Genomic DNA, 23201 nt, shown 5'->3' on the forward strand with positions numbered 1-23201 from the left:
GTGCCTTTTGAACCTTAGAACCATAAAAAAAATAAAAATTAAATGAAAATAGTAATTATAAATTCAGGAAGTTCATCTATTAAATACCAATTACTTGACATGCCTTCTGGCGAAGTGATTTGCTCTGGGATGATTGATCGAATTGGCCTCGAAGGTTCTAATTTAACTTACGTAACAAGTTCTACTAAATTAGAGGAAACACTTTCAATTTCGAATCATAAAGTAGGTTTAGAGAAAATCGCCAATTTGTTGATGGATGAAAAAATTGGTGTAATCAAAAGTACTGACGAAATTCAAGCCGTAGGACATCGCGTGGTTCATGGCGGAAGCGATTTTACTAATACAGTACGAATAACAGAGGATGTAAAAGAAAAAATAAAACAACTTTTTGATTTGGCTCCTTTGCACAATCCAGCTAATTTAGAGGGAATTGCTGTCGCTGAAGAAATCTTTAAATCGGCACAACAAGTTGCTGTTTTTGACACTGCTTTCCATCAAACGATTCCAGTGGTAGCGCATCAATATCCTATTCCAAAACATCTTTTTACCGACAGTAAAATTAGATTGTATGGTTTTCATGGTACCAGTCACAAGTATGTTTCACAAAAAGCAATTGACTACTTAAAGCAAAATACAAATTTGTCAGGTTCCAAAATTATAACCATTCATCTTGGGAATGGTTGCAGCATGACTGCTATTAAAGACGGAAAAAGTATCGATCATACCTTAGGTTTCGGACCAATGAACGGATTAATTATGGGAACTCGTAGTGGTGATGTCGATCAATCAGTAATTTTTTATTTGGTGAATACTTTAGGATATTCGCTCGATGCTGTAAATACCATGCTTCAAAAACAAAGCGGAATGCTAGGCCTCACAGGTTACAGCGATTTAAGAGACATTGAAGCAAGAGCAGAAAATGGCGATGCTGATTGTCAATTGGCTTTGGCCATGAATGCCTACCGTATCAAGAAATACATAGGCTCTTATGCTGCCGTTTTAAACGGTTTAGACGCGATTGTTTTTACTGCAGGAATCGGAGAAAATTCATCTTATATCAGGAAATTAGTCTGCACCGACATGGATTATTTTGGGTTACAATTAGACCTTTCTAAAAATGAGATACGATCTAAAGAAATTCGCGAAATCAATACAGCCGATTCAAAAACAAAAATTTTAGTGATTCCTACCAATGAAGAAGTTGAAATTGCCAATCAAGTTTTTGAATTGTTAAACAAATAAAATTACAAAAAAATGAAAAAAGTCATCCTTATTTCCCTATTGGTCTTTGTTAATCTTGCTGTTGCTCAAAGTGTTCAATCACCTTCGGGTAAAATAGCCGTAAATTTTAAGCTAGCTGCCAATGGGCAACCAAGCTACTCCGTGAATTACAAAAATAAACCAACGGTTTTAGAAAGCGCCTTAGGAATCAGATTAAAAGAGAAACCAGCTTTGGATGCTAATTTTGATATTCTGGATTCAAAAACTTCCAGTTTCAATGAATCTTGGAAACCGGTTTTAGGGGAACAATCGAGTATTAAAAATCACTACAACGAACTTAGTGTTTCGCTCATCAACAAGGAAACGAAGGTGAAAATGAATATCATTTTCCGAGTTTTTGATGAAGGTGTCGCTTTTAGATATGATTTTCCGAAACAAGCAGAGCTGAATTATTTCGTCATTTCGGATGAGCTTACTCAATTTAATCTTACTGAAAATAATAAAGTATTTTGGCTTCCGGGTGATTTTGATAGTAATGAATACGAGTACAACGAAACGAGGTTTTCAGAGATTGATAATTCTAAAATCAATATGAACAACGGGATTGGTGTAAAATCGATTCCTGGAAAATATACCCTTCAAACGCCATTGATGATGAAAGCACCATCTGGTTTGTATCTCAATATTTTTGAAGCGGCGGTAGTTAATTATCCCGTAATGCATTTGAATGCCGATGTGACCAATTATAAATTAAAAGCCGAATTAGTTCCAAATGCTATTGGTGACAAAGCCTATTTACAAACGCCTTGTGTTTCGCCTTGGAGAACCATCATGATTAGTGATGATGCAAGAGATATCGTGGCTTCTAAAATGATTTTGAACCTCAATGAACCTTCAAAAATTGAGGATACTTCTTGGATAAAACCGATGAAATACGTGGGTATTTGGTGGGAAATGCATGTAGGGAAATCAACTTGGGATTATGCAGGTTCTCAAAATGCCACAAATTTTGCCGATGCTCCAAAAGCATCAGGAAAACACGGTGCTACTACCGAAAACACCAAACGATACATTGATTTTGCCGCTAAAAATGGTTTTGATGGCGTTTTAGTTGAAGGTTGGAATGTAGGTTGGGAAGATTGGAATGGCAACTGGAAAGAGGAAGTTTTTGACTTTACAACGCCTTATCCAGATTTTGATATTGCAGCGCTTTCGGCTTACGCCAAAGAAAAAAATGTCAAAATGATCATGCATCATGAAACATCTGGCTCTGTCAGTAATTACGAAAGACATTTAGATCGCGCTTTTGATTTGATGAAAAAATACGAGTATCCAGCCGTAAAATCGGGTTATGTGGGTAAAATTATTCCGCGTGGTGAGTTTCATGACGGACAATCGATGGTGAATCATTTTAATTTTGTGGTAAAACGCGCTGCTGATTATAAAATTATGATCAACTCTCACGAATCCTCCCGACCAACAGGTGTGGGTAGAACGTATCCTAACTATATCGCAGCCGAAGCGGCTCGTGGAAATGAATTCAATGCTTGGAGCGTAGGAAACCCGCCTGCACACGAAACCATTTTGCCGTTTACCAGACAATTGGGTGGTCCGATGGATTATACGCCGGGAATTTTTGAAGTAAAAATGAGCTATTACGACAAAAACAAAACAGAACAGGTGCATACTACTCTCGCTAAACAATTGGCTTTGTATGTAACAATGTATTCGCCTTTGCAAATGGCAGCTGACTTAATTGAGAATTACGAGAAATATCCGGATGCTTTTCAGTTTATCAAAGATGTTGAAACAGATTGGGACGAAAGTAAATATTTGGAAGCTGAACCTGGAGATTACGTAACAGTTGCCCGAAAAACAAAAGGAAAAGAAACATGGTTTTTAGGAGCCATCACGGATGAAAACGCAAGAACATCAGAGGCGAAATTAGATTTTCTTACTCCAGGTAAAAAGTATAAAGCAACTGTATATTCCGATGCAGCCAACGCTCACTGGAAAAGCAATCCAATTGCATATCAAATAAAAACAATGACGGTCACTAGTAAATCAAAACTAAAATTAATCTTGGCCGCAGGTGGCGGTACAGCGGTTAGTTTTGAACCAATTCCATAATTTTGAAACCTGCAAGAGTACATTTTTGCAGGTTTTTTTTTGGCGAAAGCAAAAATTCCAAACAGAATGCCGAAATTGCTGGATTATTATAAAAAACACAAAAATCACTTGCAATAACTTTTTTAAACTATGAAAAAATCAATTGTTTTGGCTGCACTTTTCTGCGGCACATTACCACTCCTTGCACAAAGCACTGCAGAGCAAACCTTAAAAGAAATTTACAAATCGTCATTAACCAAGGCCAAATGTTACCCTTGGCTAGATCATTTATCTAACAATATTGGTTCTCGATTATCAGCCTCTCCAGGTGCCGAAAAAGCGGTTTTATACACCAAAGCACAATTAGAAACTTTAGGTGTAGACAAAGTGTACCTTCAAGAAGTAATGGTGCCAAAATGGGTGAGAGGTGAAAAAGAAGTAGGCTATTTACAACTAGGGAAACAAAAAATTACTTTTCCAATTTGCGCATTGGGTGGATCGGTGGCGACTCCCAAATCTGGTTTAAATGCTAGTGTGATTGAAGTTAAGAGCCTTGAAGAATTAACTGCTTTGGGCGAAGCAAAAGTAAAAGGAAAAATCGTGTTTTTTAACCGACCTATGAATCCTGAATTTGTAGAGACTTTTAAAGCCTACAGCGGTTGTGTAGATCAAAGATCATCTGGAGCTAGAGAGGCTGGAAAATTAGGTGCTTTGGCAGTAATTGTGCGTTCAATGAATTTGCGCATGGATGATTTGCCTCATACGGGTGCTACTAATTATGGCGATATTAGTAAAGACCAACGCATTCCTGCAGCTGCAATAAGTACCAATGGTGCTGAATTATTGAGCAAAAGTTTACAATCGAATCCCAATGCGACTTTTTATCTAAAGCAATCGTGTCAAACTTTTGATGATGTACTGTCGTATAATGTGGTGGCGGAAATGACAGGTACTGAGCATCCAGAGAGAATTATGGTAGTAGGAGGTCACCTTGATTCTTGGGACTTAGGCGATGGTTCACATGATGATGGAGCTGGTTGTGTACAAAGTATGGAAGTTTTAAATATCTTCAAGAATATTGGTTACAAGCCAAAAAACACTTTGCGAGTGGTATTGTTTATGAACGAGGAAAATGGTGTTCGTGGTGGTAAAGAGTATGAAAATCAGTCGGCTAAAAAAGGGGAGAATCATATTTTTGCACTAGAGAGTGATGCAGGAGGATTTTCGCCAAGAGGTTTTTCTATTGATGGAGATGAGGCTAATTTTAACCAGATCAAAAATTGGAATTCATTATTTGAACCGTATTTGATTCACAAATTTGTAAAAGGAAGCTCTGGAGTTGATATTGGACCGTTGCAATCCAAGAAAATTGTAAAAGTAGGTCTACAACCTGATTCGCAACGTTATTTTGACCATCATCACGCATCCAATGATACGTTTGATGCTGTCAATAAAAGAGAGCTTGAATTAGGAGCTGCCGCGATGGCTTCGCTATTGTATTTAGTTGACCAAAACGGAATTGTAACGCAATAAATCCTTAGATTATTTTTTTTATTACGCGCAGCTTATGAGTGTGTTTGTTAGTTTCGGCATTAAAAATACCCAAATGATCGAGTCTGTCAATACGCACTCTACCGCTAGCGTGAATGATGTAGTTATCAGCCATGATAATACCGACATGAATAATACTACCTTCTTCATTGTCAAAAAATGCCAAATCTCCTGGCTCACTTTCTTCAATAAAACTTAGCGCTTCACCCTGAGTTGCTTGTTGCGATGCGTCTCGTAAAAGCGAATGACCGTTTAATTTATACACCATTTGTGTAAAACCAGAACAATCAATACCAAAAGGTGTTTTTCCACCCCATAAATAAGGAGCATTCAAATAAAGTAATGCCGTGTTGATAAGGTTGAATTTTTCTTTTTTACCACTAGTTTTAGTGCCTTCGAACTCAAATTGCGTAATGTTAATTTCAGGATGGTGCAAAAAGGAAAGCGATGCTCCCAGTGGAATAGGCAACATAAAATTAGACGGCGCTGTAATGTAGTCAATTAAGTCTGCATTGAGAACGATTGCCTCATTACTCAGTTGCTTGTAATTTTCGGAGGATATCAGTTGGCATTGCTTGCTATCAATCCATCCTTCGTAATTGTCGTATTGTAATTTAATTTTGTACCATTGTTTGGATTGTTCTATTACAGCAAAATGCTCTCCAAATAATACTTGCGATACAATTTCACTGCGGTCGCTGGCTTCTGCACGAAGCGGGATCATGGCTAAATTACAAATTCCGAACATGAAGGTTTTGATTTATTGTTAAAAAAGTTATGAGCTGTACCAACTGATACAACTCATAACTGATAAAAAAATTATATTCTTTCTACAACAATTGCAGATGCGCCACCGCCACCATTACAAATTGCAGCAGTACCAATTTTGGCATCGTTTTGCTCCAATACATTTAGCAAAGTAACAATAATACGAACACCAGAACATCCTAGAGGGTGACCTAATGATACTGCACCACCATTTACGTTCACTTTAGATCCGTCTAATCCAAGAATTTTAGAATTAGCCAAACCTACCACAGAAAACGCTTCGTTAAACTCGAAAAAGTCAACATCGTCTAATGTAATTCCTGCTTTTGCTAACGCTTTTGGAACTGCTTTTGCAGGCGTTGTGGTGAACCATTTTGGCTCTTGCTCCGCATCAGCATATCCTTTAATGAACGCTAATGGTTTCAATCCTAATTCGATTGCTTTTTCTTCGCTCATTAAGATTACTGCTGCAGCTCCGTCATTAATTGTCGATGCGTTAGCGGCAGTAACTGTTCCTCCTTTTGTGAAAACAGCACTTAAAGTTGGAATTTTATCTAGTTTTACATTGCTGTACTCTTCGTCTTTAGTAACCATGATTGGGTCGCCTTTGCGCTGAGGGACAGCAACAGGAACTACTTCATTATCAAATTTACCTGCGTTCCATGCAGCAGCACTACGCTCGTAAGATTGAATTGCAAATGCGTCTTGGTCCTCGCGTGAAAATCCGTATTCAGTAGCACACAAATCAGCGCAAACTCCCATCGCACTGTTATCGTAAGCATCCTGTAATCCGTCTTTTTGCATACCATCAACCATAGTCGTAGGGCCAAATTTAGTTCCTGTACGTAGGTTCATGTAATGCGGAATTAAACTCATATTTTCCATTCCACCAGCTACCACAATTTCGGCATCGCCACATTGAATAGCTTGCGCGCCAAGCATTACAGCTTTCATACCAGAGGCGCATACTTTATTTACAGTGGTACAAGCTACGTGGTGAGGCAATCCAGCAAAAAGTGCGGCTTGTCTTGCAGGTGCTTGTCCTGCTCCAGCCTGTACGACTTGGCCCATGTATACTTCATCAATTAAATTAGGGTTTAATTGTATTTTGTCTAAAGCGCCTTTGATGGCAGCTGCACCTAATTGTGGTGCTGTGACAGTAGATAATCCCCCCATAAAACTTCCGATAGGTGTTCTAACGGCAGAAACGATAACAACTCTTTTGTTCATGACTTTCATAATGTTAGTTTATGAAGCAAATTTACTCTTTTTTAAGTAATTTCATATTTTGGAAAATGCTTTATCAGTTTAAAAATATTTTTTATTCTATATCTTTGATTGTGAAGCTTTTTTGACTTTTAATAAAAAAAATATAAAAAAAAGTCGCAAAATAGTTGTGAGAAGTCTGAAGATGTCTTAAATTTGCAACCGCAAAACAGAACACGTTTTCTTGAGCTTGGAGGGGTGCCAGAGTGGTAATGGAGCAGTTTGCTAAACTGTCATCGAGTGATCGGTGCCAGGGTTCGAGTCCCTGTCCCTCCGCTTTTTAATTTTGTTTTTCGGGGTGTAGCGTAGCTCGGTTATCGCGCCTGCTTTGGGAGCAGGAGGCCGCAGGTTCGAATCCTGCCACCCCGACTTTTAAAAGTCGACTTAGATTTTTAAAATGGAGGCATAGCTCAGCTGGATAGAGCACCTGCCTTCTAAGCAGGCGGTCGAAGGTTCGAATCCTTCTGCCTTCACTTCAAAACCCACCAATTTGGTGGGTTTTTTGTTTTTAATATATTTAAGCCAAAGTATTTTCAAGGCGTTAAAAGAAAAAAGCACTTTCTTCCAAAATAAATTTGTTCGATAAATAAAGGATTCCCATTTTCCAAATGGGACTTTCTAAATTTCGAATTCACTGCTTTTACAACAAAACCTACTTTGGATAATGTGTTTTTTGCATTTTTTTTTATTTTATATTTTCCTACATTTACCACCAGAGAGAGTTACTTTCTAAACTTTAAAAAAAGCAAAAAAAAATAATTGAAGGTTACACAGTTGTACTTCTTTACAAATAAGCAATGGAAATCTTAAGACCAAACAAACAGAGAGCAAAAAACGCGATTACTTTAATATGGATTGCATTAGCAGTAGAGGTGATTTCTTTAATTTCTGGCTATGTTCAATTTGAGTTAATCGCTATTGCAATAAATGGTGGAGGAATTTCTCCAGAAGCAGCTAATGCCAATGATTTAAGAGAGCAAGTAATTGCGGTTGTGAATTTGATTGTCTTGCTTACCTCTGCAGTTACTTTTATTCAATGGTTTAGGAGAGCTTATTATAATTTACATTTGAGAGCAGAAGAGCTTTCATTTACAGAGGGGTGGGCCGCAGGTTCCTGGTTTGTTCCTATTATTAACTTATCAAGACCTTATCAGATCATGAAAGAACTGTATAATGAAACTCATGTGTTGATTGAGAAAAATGGTCTGAATATTCCGGTAAATTTCTCAGTTAATCACATCGGTTGGTGGTGGGGACTTTGGATTGTAAATAGTATATTTGGACAATTTGTATTTCGTTATTCTAATGATGCGGTATCACTTGATGAATTGTCAAATGCTACAATTATAAGTATGATGGGTCATGTTTTAGGTATTCCACTTGCAATTTTTGCTATTAAGGTAATTAAGGATTATTCAATTTTAGAGCGACAACTTCTTAAAATAACCGCCACGACAGAAACACCAAATCTCGAAGCTAATTTTTAAACGATTTTCAATAAATTGTTGAATTTTATAAACGCAGAATAAGGTTTAAGAGTAGCGTTCTGGCTTTACTTAGAATAAATTGAAATTCATAAACACTTTGGGCAAACTGAGGCTTAAAGTGTTTTTTTTTGGTTGCTTTTGTTTTGTAACTTGCTTCAATAAAAATAAATATTTTAAAACAATTATATGGCGTCGTTTACTTCTAAGTTTTGGGTCATTTTCTTATTCGCGTTTTTTTTTCAGTTTAGTTTAGGGCAGAATAAAGATCAAAGACCAATAGTTATTCCTGATTCTACTTTCGTTGATTTGAAAGCATACAGTGTTGATTTTGTTTACGATATGAAGTATGCCACCGAAGATAATTTCTTAAAACAAAAAGTTTATGATTGTGCCTCCTGCTTTTTGCGACTAAAAACTGTAAAAGCACTTATAAAAGCTAATGAGCAGTTTATTAAAAAGGGGTATAAAATAAAATTATACGATTGCTACCGACCATTAGATATTCAAAAAAAAATGTGGGCTATGGTTTCTAATCCCAAATATGTAGCCAACCCTGCAAAAGGTTCAATCCATAATCGTGGAGGTGCCGTTGATATTACATTGGTCAGTGCCAATGGAGATGAATTAGATATGGGAACCGGTTTTGACCATTTTGGTAAAGAAGCATCGCACAATTATGAAGGCGTTTCAAAACAAGTTAGAAAAAATAGATACTTGCTCAAATCAATTATGATCCGCAACGGATTCAATGCATTTGAATCAGAATGGTGGCATTATAATTTAAAATCAGGTTTGAACGAACCCGTTTCTAACACAAAATGGGATTGCAACTAGTTTACTCAATACACTTGATGTAGTTGATAAAATAACTTTCTGGATAGTAAACTTGCGAGGTAAGTTCGGAGGTAAATTCTTTTTTAAGTACGTAATCTTCGGTATTGGTTGCGTATTTAATGCGAATCATCGTTACAGGCGACTCTTTTAAATCTTCGAAATTATCTTTAATGATAAAAAATGTTCCCGAATTGACACGGTTATCAAATCCTTTGTCATCGCGAAGTAGTGTGCCACAATTTTCTTGATTAATGTGGTGTAAGGTTACAATTTTACCATTGGCTAATTGTAAATACAATTTTGAAGTTTTATCAAAACAACTCACTTTCAAAAAATCTTTACTTTTTTGAATTTGCTGTAATGTTAAAGTCGGGATATCATCAGTTAAGGCCAAGGAAAAGAAAAAATAATCAGAGGTACCGCCAAAGTTTTTTTCGGCAATCATATACTCTTTGGTAGATTTATAAGTACCAATAGAATCAGTAACATTAGCGCTGTATTCACAATTTTTTTGTGCAAAGAAAGGAATTGTAAAAAGTACAAAAGCAAGCGTAAAAAGAAATTTCATGAGTGTTCGATTTTTGTGCAAATTAATACAATTTTGCGGTTATTTAAGTCGGTTGAGAAAAAACAATAACCCAATCCTCCTTCTTTTATTTTCCATTTTTTACGAATATTGGCCACGGTTTCAGGAAAGTTACGCGTTGTAATGTTAATCTTTTGGTTCTCAAGATATTTTTTCATGTTTGGTTTAGAGTATTCAAAATTATTTTGAATTTCAAAAACCCGCCCTGGAAAGTTTAGTAATTCGTTTGAGGTATAAAGGTGCGAATGTTTGTGTAATTTTTGTAACTGGTATTGCTGTGCTAAAGCATCAAATCCTCCTGATTTCATAATGGCGCTATTGGGCTCGTATATGTACCGTAAAGGCTCAGAAAGGCTTAGGGAGCTTGTTTCCTGATTCCAAGCGTATTCAAAAGTGTCAATTTGATTTTGTCTCAAATTCACAGTTTTAATACGCGGCTCCTTTATGTAATTTTGCTCAATTTCCCAAAGCAACTCTTTCACCTCGTTTTCGACAGCGATAATATGAATGGTTTTTACAAAGTTCAGCTCTGCCAGTCCTGCAGTTAAATCAAGTAAAGGAGCTGTTTTAATGAGAATGTTTTTAGAGTAACTGAAATAATTGTTTAAATTTTCGGGTACGTTGGGTAAGCAGTCTTTCAACAGAAAGACTTTTCCTTTGACATCGCTTCTGCGAGAAGGATCTATGTATATCCAATCCCATTTTTGATTGAGTTGCTGTAAGGTTAGTATGCTATCGCCAACATAAGTTTTAATGTTTGATACATTGAGTTGGGTGTAATTATGCTGCACAATTGTTGATAAATCGGCATTCATTTCGCAATGTGCGATTTGATTGATAGTTTTCGAAAAATAAAAATCGTCTACACCAAAACCTCCTGTTAAATCAATTAATGATTCACCTTTAATTAGTGATGCTTTGTAATGAGCGGTTTTCTCTGACGATGTTTGTTCTACTGAAATTTTACTCGGATAAATAATGTTTTTTTGCGCAAACCAAGAAGGAAGTTTTTCTTTTGCCTTGGTTTTAGCTTCAATTTGGTTCAAAATATCCATCCAATTCACATCTGGAAATGGATTTTTTTGTAATGCCAATGTGGAGATATTTTGTCCAATATTGGTATTGATGTAGTCTTGAATCTCAGGATTCAATAAAGCTGTCTTCACGTTAAATGTCTTTGGTAAGTATTTTTATAATCTTGTTTTCTGGAAAAAATTCTTTACCAATCACTTTTAGAATGGTGTACAAAGGCACGGCTATTACCATTCCTAAAATACCGAATAGAAATCCAGCAGCTAAAATTACAAGAAAAATTTCTAAAGGATGTGAGCTAACACTTTTTGAAAATATAATTGGTTGCGATACATTATTATCAATTAATTGTACAATCCAAAATCCAATTAAAACATAAGTTGTTGTTGGTAAAATTATAGTTTGAAAGTCACTTCCCAAGTGGCTTAGCATGCATAGAAGTGCTGCCAAAACAGAGGCGATTAATGGTCCTACGTATGGAATTATATTTAAAACAGCACATAAAAAGGCTATTACGATAGCATTTGGAACGCCAAAAACCAACAGTACAATAGTGTATAAAACAAAAACAATAAATAATTGAAGGAGTAAACCAATAAAGTAACGGGATAACAATTGGTTGATTTTTTCTAGCGAGTTTAAAATTTGCTCTTCATGACTACTTGGAAGAATTTTTTTCGTACCAACAATAAATTGTACACGGTCTTTTAAAAAGAAAAAGGTGATAAACAAAATAGAACCCAAGGCTACACCTACGCTGCTCAATGTGTTTAAAATTCCATTTATAAAATTGGGTATAAAATTAAAATTGAGTTTCGAGGTGATTTTAGATTCTTTTAGCAATTGCTCAGCATTCATTCCATGTCCTTCTAAAAACAAAGTTACTTGGTCTACTAGTCGCAATACATCTTTTTCAATAGCGGCGGTATTGAGTAAGGATAGATTTTGACCTTGAGAGACAATTAATGGCACAAAAAGCATAATAAAACCAACAATTAAAAGCACGAAGAAAAGAACTGTAGTTATGGTCGCAAAAAGGTGATTGAATTTGAGTCTTTTTTTTAAGAAATCTAAAATAGGATTGCCAATTAGTGTTAGTATCAACGAAATTAACAAATAGATAATCACCGACTGGATTTGATATATGAGGTATGCGGCAAGTGATATTCCGCAAAGGATTAATGTGGCTCTCACGATACCGTTGGCAATAATTTTAGAGGTTAGCATAGGCTATCTTTTTAGGGTAAAGATAAAAAAAACTCGCTATTAAGTAGCGAGTTTTTAAGTTGAAATTGGTAAGTTCGATTATAGAGCGAAGCTTCTTCTAGCACCACCTGAAACGAATAATGCGTTTATTCTAGATTTCTGTCCGTTAGAGAACATGAACATTCCTCTATCATCAGTATAATCCATATAGTTCATATACATTTCTAGTGGTGTTCCTGAACAAGTACTTCTGTGTCCAGCTGCTGGAACACCATAGTTCGGAGAATCATGTGTTGGTGTATCAGAAACTAAGTCAGATCCACATGTAGCATCACCCCAAATGTGACGCAAGTTCAACCAGTGACCTACTTCATGAGTAGCTGTTCTACCTAAGTTAAATGGAGCAGTTGCTGATCCAGTATTTCCAACGTATTTAGAGTCGATAACTACACCATCAGTTGATGAAGCTCCACCAGGAAATTGCGCGTACCCTAATGTTCCACCACCAATTGTGCAAACCCAAAGGTTCATTGTTGTAGTTGGAGTAGTAGCTGCAATTCCGCCTTGTGATGCAAGTTTCATCGCATCGTTTGTACCCCAAGAAGACTTGGTTGTAGCTTTTCTGTAAACAGCATTTAGTTCAAAGGAGATTCCAATGTTGGCTTTTACAGATGAAAAAGCTGTTGGCACTTGATTGAAATCGGAATTTGTAGCATTGAAATCTCTATTTAAAATATCAATTTGTGATTGTATTTGTGCTAAAGAAATGTTTTCAGCAGTCGTTCTGTATAAAACATTTACTACTACAGGAATAACTACCTTGCCATTAACCAAACGTCCTGATGCAATGGCATCATTTGTTATTTGCTCAATTTTGTTCATTCGTAATGCAAGTGTCGGATCGGCAGCAAGTTGTTTTTTAAGTACTTCATCTGAAGCACAACCACGACGAGCAACAACTGAAGCTTCCGCAGAAGTAGTTTCTGTTATGTCATTTTGACAAGAAAATAGCATTGCAATTACTGCCGCTGATAAAAGATATTTTTTCATTTTTTTTGAATTTTTTTTGTTTTGTAAAAAATGTTTTTTGTTTTTGGTTTAATTTTTTACCTGTTTGGTTTTTTGGAAAAATTATTATTTTCCTCGAAAGTGGTATTTAACACGGTAAAAAAGAAATCTGAAATAAATTATTTCCTTGACGCAAAGTCATTAAAAAAGTGGTGATTTAGTTAATCACCACTTTTATAGTATGTGTGATTAAAATTAGATACCGAAACTAGCTCTTGCTCCTCCAGAAACGAAAAGGGCTGACATTCTAGCTTTTTGACCGTTAGAGAACATAAACATTCCTCTATCGTCAGTATAATCCATATAGTTCATAAACATTTCTAATGGAGTACCAGTACATGTACTTCTGTGACCTGCTGCTGGAACACCATAGTTAGCAGAATCGTGTGTTGGTGTATCAGAAACTAAATCAGATCCACAGTTTGCATCACCCCAAATGTGACGTAAGTTCATCCAGTGTCCTACTTCGTGAGTAGCTGTTCTTCCAAGATTAAAAGGAGCTGTAACTGTACCTGTTGTTCCAAATGCATTATTATCCATAACAACTCCATCGGTAGCAGATGATCCTCCTGGAAATTGAGCATAACCCAATATTCCACCACCTAAGTTACAAGACCACATATTTAAAACAGTTGAAGGAGTAGTTGGGGCAATTCCTGTTGATGCTTTTTTCATTGCATCATTTGTAGAAAAAGAAGTTGTTTTAGTTGATTTTCTTACTACATTTTGAAGTACAAAAGTTATACCTACGTTCGCTTTAACTCCTGAAAATTCAGCTGGAACAGAATTGAAGTCTGAATTTAAAGCGTTAAAATCGTTGTTTAATACATCAATTTGAGATTGAATTTGAGCTAATGAGATGTTTTCTGCAGCAGTTCTGTATAATACATTTACAACAACTGGGATTTCAATTTTTCCGTTTACTAAACGTCCAGTCGTAATTGCTCTGTTAGTTATCTCTTCAATTTTATTCATTCTTAAGGCCAAAGTCGGGTCAGCTTTTAATTGACGCGCTAGTACTTCTTCTGAAGCACATCCTCTTCTTAAAGATGCACTAGCCTCAGGAGTTGACATTTCAGTTGTGTCATTTTGACAAGAAAATAGCATCAAGAGGGCTGCTGCTGATAAAAGAATTTTTTTCATAATAAATTTGTTATATAATCAATAGTTTGGTTAATTGTTTAGCAATTCTATAACATATATTTGATAAAAAAAAATTTCTCAAATTATTTTTTTTAATTTTTTTTTAACTCTTTGATTTTACGGGTTTCCGTAAAATAAAAATTTTCATAGATTAAGTTTTTTCTTATGTCTTTAAGAATCTCTCTAGCAATCTTTTGTGTCGTAAATTGATAATACTATCTAGTAATTGGTAGAATTATTGTGCTATTGGTGATAAAAAGTAAAATATTTTATTAAATAGATAATATATTAGTTTATCGTTTTAGTAATGGTTTACTTTTTTCGGACTTGAATATGCACTATTCACAAACGAATTATCTAGGTTTTTAGTATGCATACTTCAAGAAATCGAAGTTATTTAATTGTTAAAAAGTGTTAATAAACGAAACTAAAAAGCACTCTGTTAAAAAAGAATTGTTTGCAGATTAGTTTTGAACATTTAAACGTGATTACATATTAGATGATGCACAGAAAAATTCACCTTTTAAAAGTTGAAGAAAAGTAGGTTTACCTGTAAACAATCGAAACTAGTTGTTAAAAACATAGTGGATGATGTTTGCACCCATTTTAAGGGCTTTGTCGCGTACATCTTTAGGGTCATTGTTTACCTCCGCATCTTCCCAACCATCTCCTAAATCACACTCGTAAGTGTAAAGTAAAACGAGTTTATTAGCAATAAAAATCCCAAAAGCTTGTGGTCGCTTACCATCATGCTCATGAATTTTAGGCAAACCATTCGGGAATGAATATGGTTTTTGAAAGATTGCGTGTGTGGCAGGAAGTTCAATTAATTCATTATTAGGGAATATCTTTTTTATTTCTTTACGGATATATTGGTCCAAACCATAATTATCATCAATATGTAAAAAACCGCCGGCCATGAGGTAGTCTCGTAAATTATTGACTTCAGCATCATTAAAAACTACATTGCCATGACCTGTAAGGTGAACATAAGGATAAGAGTGTAAATCAGGACTAGCTGTTTCTACTGTTGCTGGTTTATTTTTTATTCTTGTTTGAATCGAAGCGTTGCAAAATTGTATTAAATTAGGTAAAGATGTTGGGTTTGCGTACCAATCACCACCGCCACTATATTTTACCAGTGCAATTTCTTGAGCCCACAACGGACTCGTTAAAAGGAGTAGTAGGTAAGTAATTTTTTTCATCGTGACGGTTTATATTTTAATCTTCGTTAGTAAATGCAATGCTATGGCAGGCTACTACTGCAGCAGTTTCAGTACGCAATCGAGTATTACCAAGTGTTACAGGAATAAAAGTGTTTTCTAATGCCAATTGTATTTCTTTGGTTGAAAAATCACCTTCAGGGCCTATGAGAATAGTGTAATTGGTGTCTTTCTGCAGTACTGATTTAAGTGATTTTTTGTCTGTTTCTTCGCAATGTGCTATGAGCTTTGTGCCATATTGGTCCTGCTTTATAAAATCTTTAAAGGAAACTGCTGGATTTAATTTTGGTAAAAAAAGCGAATTAGATTGCTTCATAGCGGTGAGAATAATTTTTTCAAATCGCTCTGTATTTACTGTTTTTCTTTCGGAGTGGTCACAAATTATTGGTGTGATTTCATGAATTCCTATTTCGGTTGCTTTTTCGAGAAACCATTCAAAACGATCATTCATTTTGGTTGGTGCTACCGCTAAGTGCAAGTTGTAATTGGATTGTTCTGCTTTCGTTATACTATTAACTTTAACCGCACATTTGCTATCTGAAGCCAAAGTAATTTCGGTGATAAACAATAATCCTAAACCGTTAGTTACGTGTAAGATATCAGTATCTTTTTTTCGTAAAACTTTAATAATATGTTTGCTTTCTTCTTTGTCAAAAGAAAAAACTTCAGTTGATTCGTTTATTGTTGGATTATAAAATAATTGCATAGTTTAGAATTGTATTCTTGCTTTTGAAACCACTGATGCAGTTTCAAAATGTTGATTTAAAAATTTTTGATAGCCTACAATGCCAATCATGGCAGCATTATCAGTGGTGTATTCAAATTTAGGTATAAAAGTTTTCCAGCCATATCGAGCTTCAGTTGCTTTTAATGCAGCACGAATTCCGGAGTTAGCTGATACGCCGCCTCCAATTGCTACTTGTTTAATACCCGTTTCTTTAACAGCAAGTTTGATTTTATCCATTAAAATCTCGATGATAGTATGTTGAATTGAAGCGCAAATATCATTTAAGTTTTCAGTTATAAAATCGGGATTTTGTAGCTTTTGTTTCTGAATAAAATATAGTATCGCTGTTTTTAATCCAGAAAAACTAAAGTCTAATCCAGCAACTTTCGGTTTGGTAAAGGCAAATGCTTTTGGGTTTCCTAGTTGAGCATATTTATCAATTAACGGCCCTCCAGGATAAGGAAGTCTCAGTATTTTAGCACTTTTGTCAAAAGCTTCCCCAACGGCATCATCAGTAGTTTCACCAATAATAGTCATGTCAAAAAATGAATCTACTCGTATAATTTGGGTATGTCCGCCACTGATGGTTAAGGCTAAAAAAGGGAAAGAAGGTTTGTCAAAACCATCCTCGTCTATAAAGTGGGCCAAAACGTGTGCATGCATGTGATTGACAGCTATAAGAGGTATTTCAAGTGCAGCCGACATGGATTTTGAAAATGAACCACCTACTAATAACGAACCCATCAATCCGGGGCCTTGTGTAAAGGCAATTGCAGAGAGTTGTTCTTTTTGTATATTTGCCTTACGTAAGGCGGCATCAACCACAGGAACAATGTTTTGCTGGTGCGCTCTTGAAGCAAGTTCAGGTACCACGCCTCCGTATTGATTGTGAATAAGTTGATTGGCTACAACATTGGCTAGTACTTTATCGTTGTGTAAAACAGCTGCTGCGGTATCATCGCAAGAACTTTCGATCGCAAGAATAAAAACCTCGGGATTTTGCATAAAAAGGCATTAATTTTGATTTATATTTGACCTAACAACTTTGAAAAATCAATTTGTAAAAGCCAAAATTAGAGAATTTTTAGTTAAGGTGCGTGTGTTTGCCAAGGCAAAAACAAATTTTAGAACATTAAATAGTAAATAGGTATCAAAAAAGTATTAAAAATAATTTTACGTGTGCTCATTGGTCTTGTCTTGCTTTTATTAGTGACAGGAATTGCGCTGACGATGCCTTTTGTTCAAACTAAAATTGCACAATATTTTACGAAAAGTATCAATGAAGATTTTGGAACCAATATCGCTATTGAAGGTGTAGCCGTTTCTGTTTTTGGAGGGGTGAAGTTCAAAAATGTGGTGATAAGAGACCATCGAAAAGATACTTTGTTGGCCGCAGAACGAATTTCTACTACAGTTCTTGATGGCAAAAAGCTATTGAATGGCGATCTTTTGTTTGATAATCTCGATATCAATGGATTCTTTTTTAACCTGAAAACGTATAAAAATGATAAGGAGACCAACTTAGACATTTTTGTAAAAGCTTTTGATACTGGAAAAAAAGCTAAGCGTAAATTTTTACTAAAAGCAAACAAGTTAAAATTATACAACAGTAGGTTTGTTTTGATAGATGAGAACCGCGAAATTGTAAAAAATCTTGATTTCACAAAATTAAATGCGTCGGTAACCAATTTTTTGATTTTTGGTCCTGATGTATCTGCGTCGATTAATAAAATGTCTTTTTTAGATTTTAGAGGCTTGTACGTAAGGAATTTGCAATCCAATTTTTCATATTCTAAAAAAAGTATCAAACTCGAAAAATTAAACATTCTTACCAAGGAATCCGCTTTTGCAGGTACGGTTATCTTAAAATACAAAAGAGAAGATTTTGTCAATTTTAATGACAAAGTTTTATTTGATATTCAACTAGATAAAGCCAAAATTGCTTCGAATGATATTCGTTACTATTACGATGAACTAGGTAAAAACCAGCAGTTTTATATTAAATCAAAAATTAAAGGAACCTTAAATGATCTTGAATTTAGTCGATTAAATTTAATTGACGGACGAAAAACTACTCTTATAGGTTTCATAAATTTTAAAAATCTATTTGCAAAAAAAGGTCAAAAATTTTCCATGTTTGCCAAGTTTGACAAATTGAGTTCAAGCTACGATGATTTGGTGGTTATTTTACCCAATATTTTAGGGAACAAATTGCCAACTTCCCTTCAAAAATTAGGAAGATTTTCGGCTATTGGGACTTCAACTGTATCAACGACTGCCGTTTCAGCTGATTTTTCGATGACTACTGCTTTGGGTAAAGTAACGGCAGCTTTAGCATTACAAAATATTGATGTGATTGATAAAGCGGCTTACAAAGGCAACGTTATTTTAGATCGTTTTGATGTTGGGACCTTATTTAATCAAAAAGATTTTGGTTTTGTGAGCATGAATATGGATGTTGACGGTAAGGGTTTTAATCAAAAATACCTAAACACGGCGCTACAAGGTGTAGTGAGTGAATTGGTTTTTAAAAATTACAAATACACTAACATTGACGTAAATGGTGTTTTGAAAAGCCCAATTTACGAGGGACAACTGGCAATTAATGATCCCAATGTTAAACTTAATTTTGAAGGCTTACTTGATTTAAGTAAAAAAGACAGTCAATATGATTTTCATGTGAATGTGGTTTATGCCAATTTGAATACTTTGAATTTCATGAAAGATGCCACTTCTATTTTTAAAGGTGATGTGGTTGTTAAAGCTTCGGGAAATTCAATTGAAAACTTTCAAGGAAATATTTACATCAACAAAACTTCCTATCAAAACACAAAAGACACCTATAATTTTGATGATTTTACTATCAACTCTGTTTTTGATCGAGACAAAGTGCGCACCATTACTGTAAATTCGCCAGATATTGTTCAAGGTGAAATAGTAGGTCGCTATGCTTTTAATCAAGTGCAAAGTTTGATTAAAAACTCGTTGGGTAGTTTGTATACCAATTTTAAACCTATCAAAGTTAACAAAGGACAGTTTTTAAAATTCAATTTCTCTATTTACAACAAGATTATCGAGATTTTTTATCCCGATGTAACTATTGGTGCTAATACTATTGTTAAAGGTGCAATTTCATCAGATAATCAAGATTTTAAATTAAATTTTAATTCGCCTCAAATAAAAGCATCCAATATTGTTTTTGACAATATTAATGTAGCAATCGATAACAAAAATCCGTTGTACAATGCTTTTATTGAATTGGATAGTATCAAAACTAAATACTATAAAATTCGAGATTTTAGTTTGATTAACGTTACCATGAAGGATACTTTGTTTTTTAGGTCTGAATTTAAGGGTGGTAATAAAGCTGAGGATTATTATAACCTTAACTTGTACCATACCATAAATAAGGACAATAACAATGTGGTAGGAATTAGCAAATCGGAGGTGAAATTTAAAGATTATCTCTGGTTTTTGAATGAGCAAGAAGGTGCTGATAATCAAATTGTTTTTGACAAGTCGTTCAATAATTTCAAGTTGGATAATTTAATAATGTCTCATGAAAATCAATCGATTACCTTAGATGGGGCGTTTAATAATACTGATTTTAAAGATCTTAATCTCAGTTTTAAAGATGTCGATTTGAATCAAATTACGCCTGCTAGTAATAAGTTTGCTTTTTTCGGAAATATTAATGGTGAGGTCGACTTTAAGCAAGATAAAAATGTTTTTCAACCAACAGCATCGATTGTAATCGATAATTTGGTTATGAATAAAACGCCACTTGGAACACTAAATTTTGATATTGAAGGCGATCAAAGTTTGCGCAAATTTACAATTGACTCTAATTTAGAAAATGAAAATATTGACTCGTTTGTTGCTGATGGAAGTTTCGAGATTGTCAACAAAGAGACTATTCTTGATTTAAATTTAAAATTCGATAAATTCAAATTAGCAACACTTAATGCATTAGGTGGTGATGTACTTTCTAACATTCGTGGTTCCGTTGGAGGAAATGCTACAATCGAAGGTAATTTAAAAAAACCAGCAATTAATGGTCGACTTTTTCTAGATGGAGCAGGAGTTACGGTTCCGTATTTGAATGTGGATTATGCGCTTGAGGATAATTCTATTATTGATTTAACGGATGAAAAGTTTTTGTTTAGAAATAACAGTCTTACCGACACAAAATACGATACCAACGGTAATTTAAGCGGGAGTATCGAGCACAATAATTTTGGCGATTGGAATCTTGATCTAGCTATAAGTTCTAATCGATTGGTGGCGCTAGATACCAAAGATACCGAGGATGCGGCCTATTACGGAACCGCTTTTATTGACGGAATGGCTACTATAAAAGGACCTACAAACGCCCTTTTTATAAAAGTAGATGCTAAATCAGAAAAAGGCACTGCCATTAAAATTCCGATAAATAATGCTGAGAGTGTAAGTGATAATGTGTTTATGCACTTTGTAACCGAAAGAGAAAAATACAACCTAAAAAACGGAATTGTAGAGAATCTCAGAAATTATAACGGATTAGAATTAGAATTTGATTTTGATATCACACCAGATGCCGAAGTAGAGGTTATCCTAGACCGAAATACAGGTCATGGAATGAAAGGAAAAGGATTTGGATCGTTGTTATTTAAAATCAATACTTTAGGAAAATTCAATATGTGGGGTGATTTTCAGGCTTATGAAGGGACCTACAATTTTAAATATGGTGGTTTAATTGATAAAAAATTTCAAGTTCGAAAAGGAGGATCGATCTCGTGGGAAGGTAACCCAATGCGTGCGCAATTGAATCTTGAGGCTGTATATAAAACTATTGCTAATCCTGCAGTTTTGTTAGATAACGCTTCATTCAACTCAAAGGTTCCAGTAGAGGTAGTAATTGGTGTTCGCGGTGATTTAACTAGTCCGGAGCCTGATTTTAATATCGAATTTCCAACGGTGAGTAATGTTCTAAAATCAGAGATTCAATACAAGTTGAATGACAAGGATGTGAGACAAACACAAGCTTTGTACTTATTGTCATCAGGGGGATTTTTAAGTCCTGAGGGTGTTAGTCAATCTGACTTTTCAGGAAGTTTATTCGAAACGGCATCGAGTATTTTGGGTGGTATTATTCGCTCTGATGATGAGAAATTTAAAGTAGGGCTTAATTTTATTGGCGCTGACAGACGAATTGGTAAAGAAACCGATGGCCGATTTGTAGCTACAATTTCATCTAAAATTAATGAACGAGTAACTATTAATGGTAAATTGGGAGTACCGTTTGGCGGAATTAATGAATCAGCAATCGTAGGTGATGTCGAAGTTTTATATCGTGTAAATGATGATGGAACTTTGAATTTGCGCTTGTTCAATAAGGAAAATGACATTAATTATGTTGGTCAAGGTATTGGCTATACTCAAGGATTAGGGGTTTCATACGAAGTTGATTTTGATACCTTTAAAGAGTTTGCTAATAAGATATTCAAAAATTTAAAAATCGAACGCTACACTGTGCCTGCAGCTGAAGATCAAGATTCTAACCTTTCACCAGAGTACATAAATTTCAACAGCGGTAAAAATAAAAAGTCTTCTAATCCACAAAAGCCTTCAATTCCTGTTAAGAAAAATCAAGAAAGCACACTTCCAGAGGAATATTAGTCGCTATTTATTTCAAAAATGAGGTTTTTAACAAATCAATGAATCTCAATTTACTACTTTCTCTTTCCTTTTAAATTTTACAGAAAGTAGTACAAAATCACTTTTTCAAACACGGTCTTGATTACTTAAAAAAAGGAGCAAGTTGCTAATTGTTAAATTAAATGTATGCTTTTTTGAGTTTTGTTAAATAAAATGCAACTTTATTCACGAAACAAAAAACTTATCAACGAAAACGTTTGAATTTCTATTTCGTTCTCAATTAAATAAAAACACTGTCTCATAAGTGGTTAATGTTTGCTAGTTTTACACTTTAATACTTAAATAATGCCAAAAACAATAAAAAAAGTTGGGGTTTTAACCTCCGGAGGTGATTCCCCTGGAATGAATGCTGCGATTCGATCAGTTGTACGAACGTGCGCATATCACAATATAGAATGTATAGGAATTTATAGAGGTTATCAAGGAATGATTGAAGGCGACTTCAAAGAAATGGGACCTCGAAGTGTAAATAATATTGTGAACAAAGGCGGTACCATATTAAAATCAGCCCGTTCACTAGAATTTAAAACTCCAGAAGGCAGAAAAAAAGCCCACGAAAATTTAACTAAAGCAGGAATTGATGCTCTAGTAGTTATTGGTGGAGACGGAACTTTTACAGGAGGATTACTTTTTAATTCTGAATTTAATTTTCCAGTAATGGGGATTCCAGGAACTATAGATAATGATATTTTTGGAACAAGTCATACTTTAGGGTACGATACGGCTCTAAATACTGTTGTTGATGTAATTGATAAAATTAGAGATACAGCCAGTTCTCATAACAGATTATTCTTTGTAGAAGTAATGGGACGCGATGCCGGTCATATTGCATTAAACGCAGGTATTGGCGCAGGAGCAGAAGAAATTTTAATTCCAGAGGAAGATTTAGGTCTAGATCGTTTACTAGAATCTTTGCAAAAAAGTAAAGCATCAGGAAAATCATCAAGTATTGTGGTTATTGCAGAGGGCGATAAAATTGGTAAAAACGTATTTGAATTGAAAGATTATGTTGAGGCCAATTTACCAGAATATGATGTGCGTGTTTCAGTACTAGGCCACATGCAGCGTGGTGGTTCACCATCTTGTTTTGACCGTGTGCTTGCAAGCCGATTGGGTGTAAAAGCAGTAGAATCCTTGATAGATGGTAAATCAAATTACATGGTAGGATTGCAAAACGATCAAGTAGCACTTACACCACTAGAGCAAGCTATTAAAGGGAAAACGATGATTGATCGTGAATTATTGAGAGTATCAGACATTATGTCTACATAAATAATTAAAGT

17 protein-coding genes and 3 tRNA genes are annotated in these 23201 nt (G+C 35.0%); 10 read left to right on the forward strand and 10 right to left on the reverse strand.

Features of this window, described 5'->3' with window-relative positions; translation table 11 throughout:
- The first annotated feature begins 42 nt into the window (after nucleotides 1-42).
- The 3 genes from G9Q29_RS07800 (at nucleotide 43) to G9Q29_RS07810 (ending at nucleotide 4863) form a co-directional block, all read left to right on the forward strand.
- Complete coding sequence (locus G9Q29_RS07800; protein WP_166135283.1) at nucleotides 43-1242, forward strand: acetate/propionate family kinase; 1200 nt, start codon at nucleotides 43-45, stop codon at nucleotides 1240-1242.
- Nucleotides 1243-1254: 12 nt separating this feature from the next.
- Nucleotides 1255-3351, forward strand: coding sequence for a glycoside hydrolase family 97 protein (locus G9Q29_RS07805; protein ID WP_166135286.1), 2097 nt, complete (start codon nucleotides 1255-1257; stop codon nucleotides 3349-3351).
- A 129-nt stretch (nucleotides 3352-3480) separates the two neighbouring features.
- A complete protein-coding gene (locus tag G9Q29_RS07810; protein WP_166135289.1) occupies nucleotides 3481-4863 on the forward strand; it encodes a M28 family peptidase in 1383 nt (460 codons plus the stop codon).
- Nucleotides 4864-4867: 4 nt separating this feature from the next.
- On the opposite strand, the gene G9Q29_RS07815 is transcribed toward G9Q29_RS07810, so the two are convergent.
- The gene (locus G9Q29_RS07815) at nucleotides 4868-5629 is read right to left on the reverse strand and encodes a C40 family peptidase (RefSeq protein ID WP_166135292.1); all 762 of its coding nucleotides are present in this window, start codon (nucleotides 5627-5629) and stop codon (nucleotides 4868-4870) included.
- Between the two features lie 71 nt (nucleotides 5630-5700).
- Nucleotides 5701-6879 carry an acetyl-CoA C-acyltransferase gene (locus tag G9Q29_RS07820; protein ID WP_166135294.1) on the reverse strand — a complete coding sequence of 393 codons (1179 nt, stop codon included), beginning with the start codon at nucleotides 6877-6879 and terminating at the stop codon, nucleotides 5701-5703.
- Nucleotides 6880-7107: 228 nt separating this feature from the next.
- Between G9Q29_RS07820 and G9Q29_RS07825 the strand changes: the two genes are divergently transcribed.
- The 5 genes from G9Q29_RS07825 to ddpX all read left to right on the forward strand — a co-directional run bounded on the left by G9Q29_RS07825 (nucleotide 7108) and on the right by ddpX (nucleotide 9236).
- Nucleotides 7108-7191 (forward strand) — tRNA-Ser (locus tag G9Q29_RS07825).
- A gap of 18 nt (nucleotides 7192-7209) precedes the next feature.
- Nucleotides 7210-7284 (forward strand) — tRNA-Pro (locus tag G9Q29_RS07830).
- A 30-nt stretch (nucleotides 7285-7314) separates the two neighbouring features.
- A tRNA-Arg gene (locus G9Q29_RS07835) sits at nucleotides 7315-7388 on the forward strand.
- Nucleotides 7389-7712: 324 nt separating this feature from the next.
- A complete protein-coding gene (locus tag G9Q29_RS07840) occupies nucleotides 7713-8402 on the forward strand; it encodes a DUF4328 domain-containing protein (protein ID WP_166135297.1) in 690 nt (229 codons plus the stop codon).
- 186 nt (nucleotides 8403-8588) lie between these two features.
- Nucleotides 8589-9236 carry a D-alanyl-D-alanine dipeptidase gene (ddpX, locus tag G9Q29_RS07845; protein ID WP_166135300.1) on the forward strand — a complete coding sequence of 216 codons (648 nt, stop codon included), beginning with the start codon at nucleotides 8589-8591 and terminating at the stop codon, nucleotides 9234-9236.
- Between the two features lies 1 nt (nucleotide 9237).
- Here ddpX and G9Q29_RS07850 read toward each other — a convergent pair whose 3' ends face one another.
- The 8 genes from G9Q29_RS07850 to tsaD all read right to left on the reverse strand — a co-directional run bounded on the left by G9Q29_RS07850 (nucleotide 9238) and on the right by tsaD (nucleotide 17226).
- On the reverse strand, nucleotides 9238-9804 hold the full coding sequence (locus G9Q29_RS07850) for a hypothetical protein (RefSeq protein ID WP_166135303.1): 567 nt from the start codon (nucleotides 9802-9804) through the stop codon (nucleotides 9238-9240).
- A complete protein-coding gene (locus tag G9Q29_RS07855; protein WP_166135306.1) occupies nucleotides 9801-10988 on the reverse strand; it encodes a THUMP-like domain-containing protein in 1188 nt (395 codons plus the stop codon). The genes G9Q29_RS07850 and G9Q29_RS07855 overlap by 4 nt, the downstream gene beginning before the upstream one ends.
- Nucleotide 10989: 1 nt before the next feature.
- Entirely contained in the window at nucleotides 10990-12081 is a 1092-nt protein-coding gene (locus tag G9Q29_RS07860) for an AI-2E family transporter (RefSeq protein WP_166135309.1), read from the reverse strand.
- A 78-nt stretch (nucleotides 12082-12159) separates the two neighbouring features.
- Complete coding sequence (locus G9Q29_RS07865) at nucleotides 12160-13110, reverse strand: zinc metalloprotease (RefSeq protein WP_166135312.1); 951 nt, start codon at nucleotides 13108-13110, stop codon at nucleotides 12160-12162.
- 213 nt (nucleotides 13111-13323) lie between these two features.
- Nucleotides 13324-14271 carry a zinc metalloprotease gene (locus G9Q29_RS07870; RefSeq protein ID WP_166135315.1) on the reverse strand — a complete coding sequence of 316 codons (948 nt, stop codon included), beginning with the start codon at nucleotides 14269-14271 and terminating at the stop codon, nucleotides 13324-13326.
- 566 nt (nucleotides 14272-14837) lie between these two features.
- Entirely contained in the window at nucleotides 14838-15476 is a 639-nt protein-coding gene (locus G9Q29_RS07875) for a DUF4159 domain-containing protein (RefSeq protein ID WP_166135318.1), read from the reverse strand.
- Nucleotides 15477-15492: 16 nt separating this feature from the next.
- Entirely contained in the window at nucleotides 15493-16200 is a 708-nt protein-coding gene (locus tag G9Q29_RS07880; protein ID WP_166135321.1) for a 16S rRNA (uracil(1498)-N(3))-methyltransferase, read from the reverse strand.
- A 3-nt stretch (nucleotides 16201-16203) separates the two neighbouring features.
- A complete protein-coding gene (gene tsaD / locus G9Q29_RS07885) occupies nucleotides 16204-17226 on the reverse strand; it encodes a tRNA (adenosine(37)-N6)-threonylcarbamoyltransferase complex transferase subunit TsaD (RefSeq protein ID WP_166135324.1) in 1023 nt (340 codons plus the stop codon).
- Between the two features lie 174 nt (nucleotides 17227-17400).
- Between tsaD and G9Q29_RS07890 the strand changes: the two genes are divergently transcribed.
- Both G9Q29_RS07890 and pfkA read left to right on the forward strand, forming a co-directional pair.
- Nucleotides 17401-21879: a translocation/assembly module TamB domain-containing protein gene (locus tag G9Q29_RS07890; RefSeq protein WP_317164733.1), complete on the forward strand. Its 4479-nt coding sequence runs from the start codon at nucleotides 17401-17403 to the stop codon at nucleotides 21877-21879.
- Between the two features lie 324 nt (nucleotides 21880-22203).
- Nucleotides 22204-23190, forward strand: coding sequence for a 6-phosphofructokinase (gene pfkA / locus G9Q29_RS07895; protein ID WP_166135327.1), 987 nt, complete (start codon nucleotides 22204-22206; stop codon nucleotides 23188-23190).
- The last annotated feature ends 11 nt before the right edge of the window (nucleotides 23191-23201 follow it).

The organism is Flavobacterium turcicum, from assembly GCF_011365745.1.
Lineage (GTDB): Bacteria > Bacteroidota > Bacteroidia > Flavobacteriales > Flavobacteriaceae > Flavobacterium > Flavobacterium turcicum.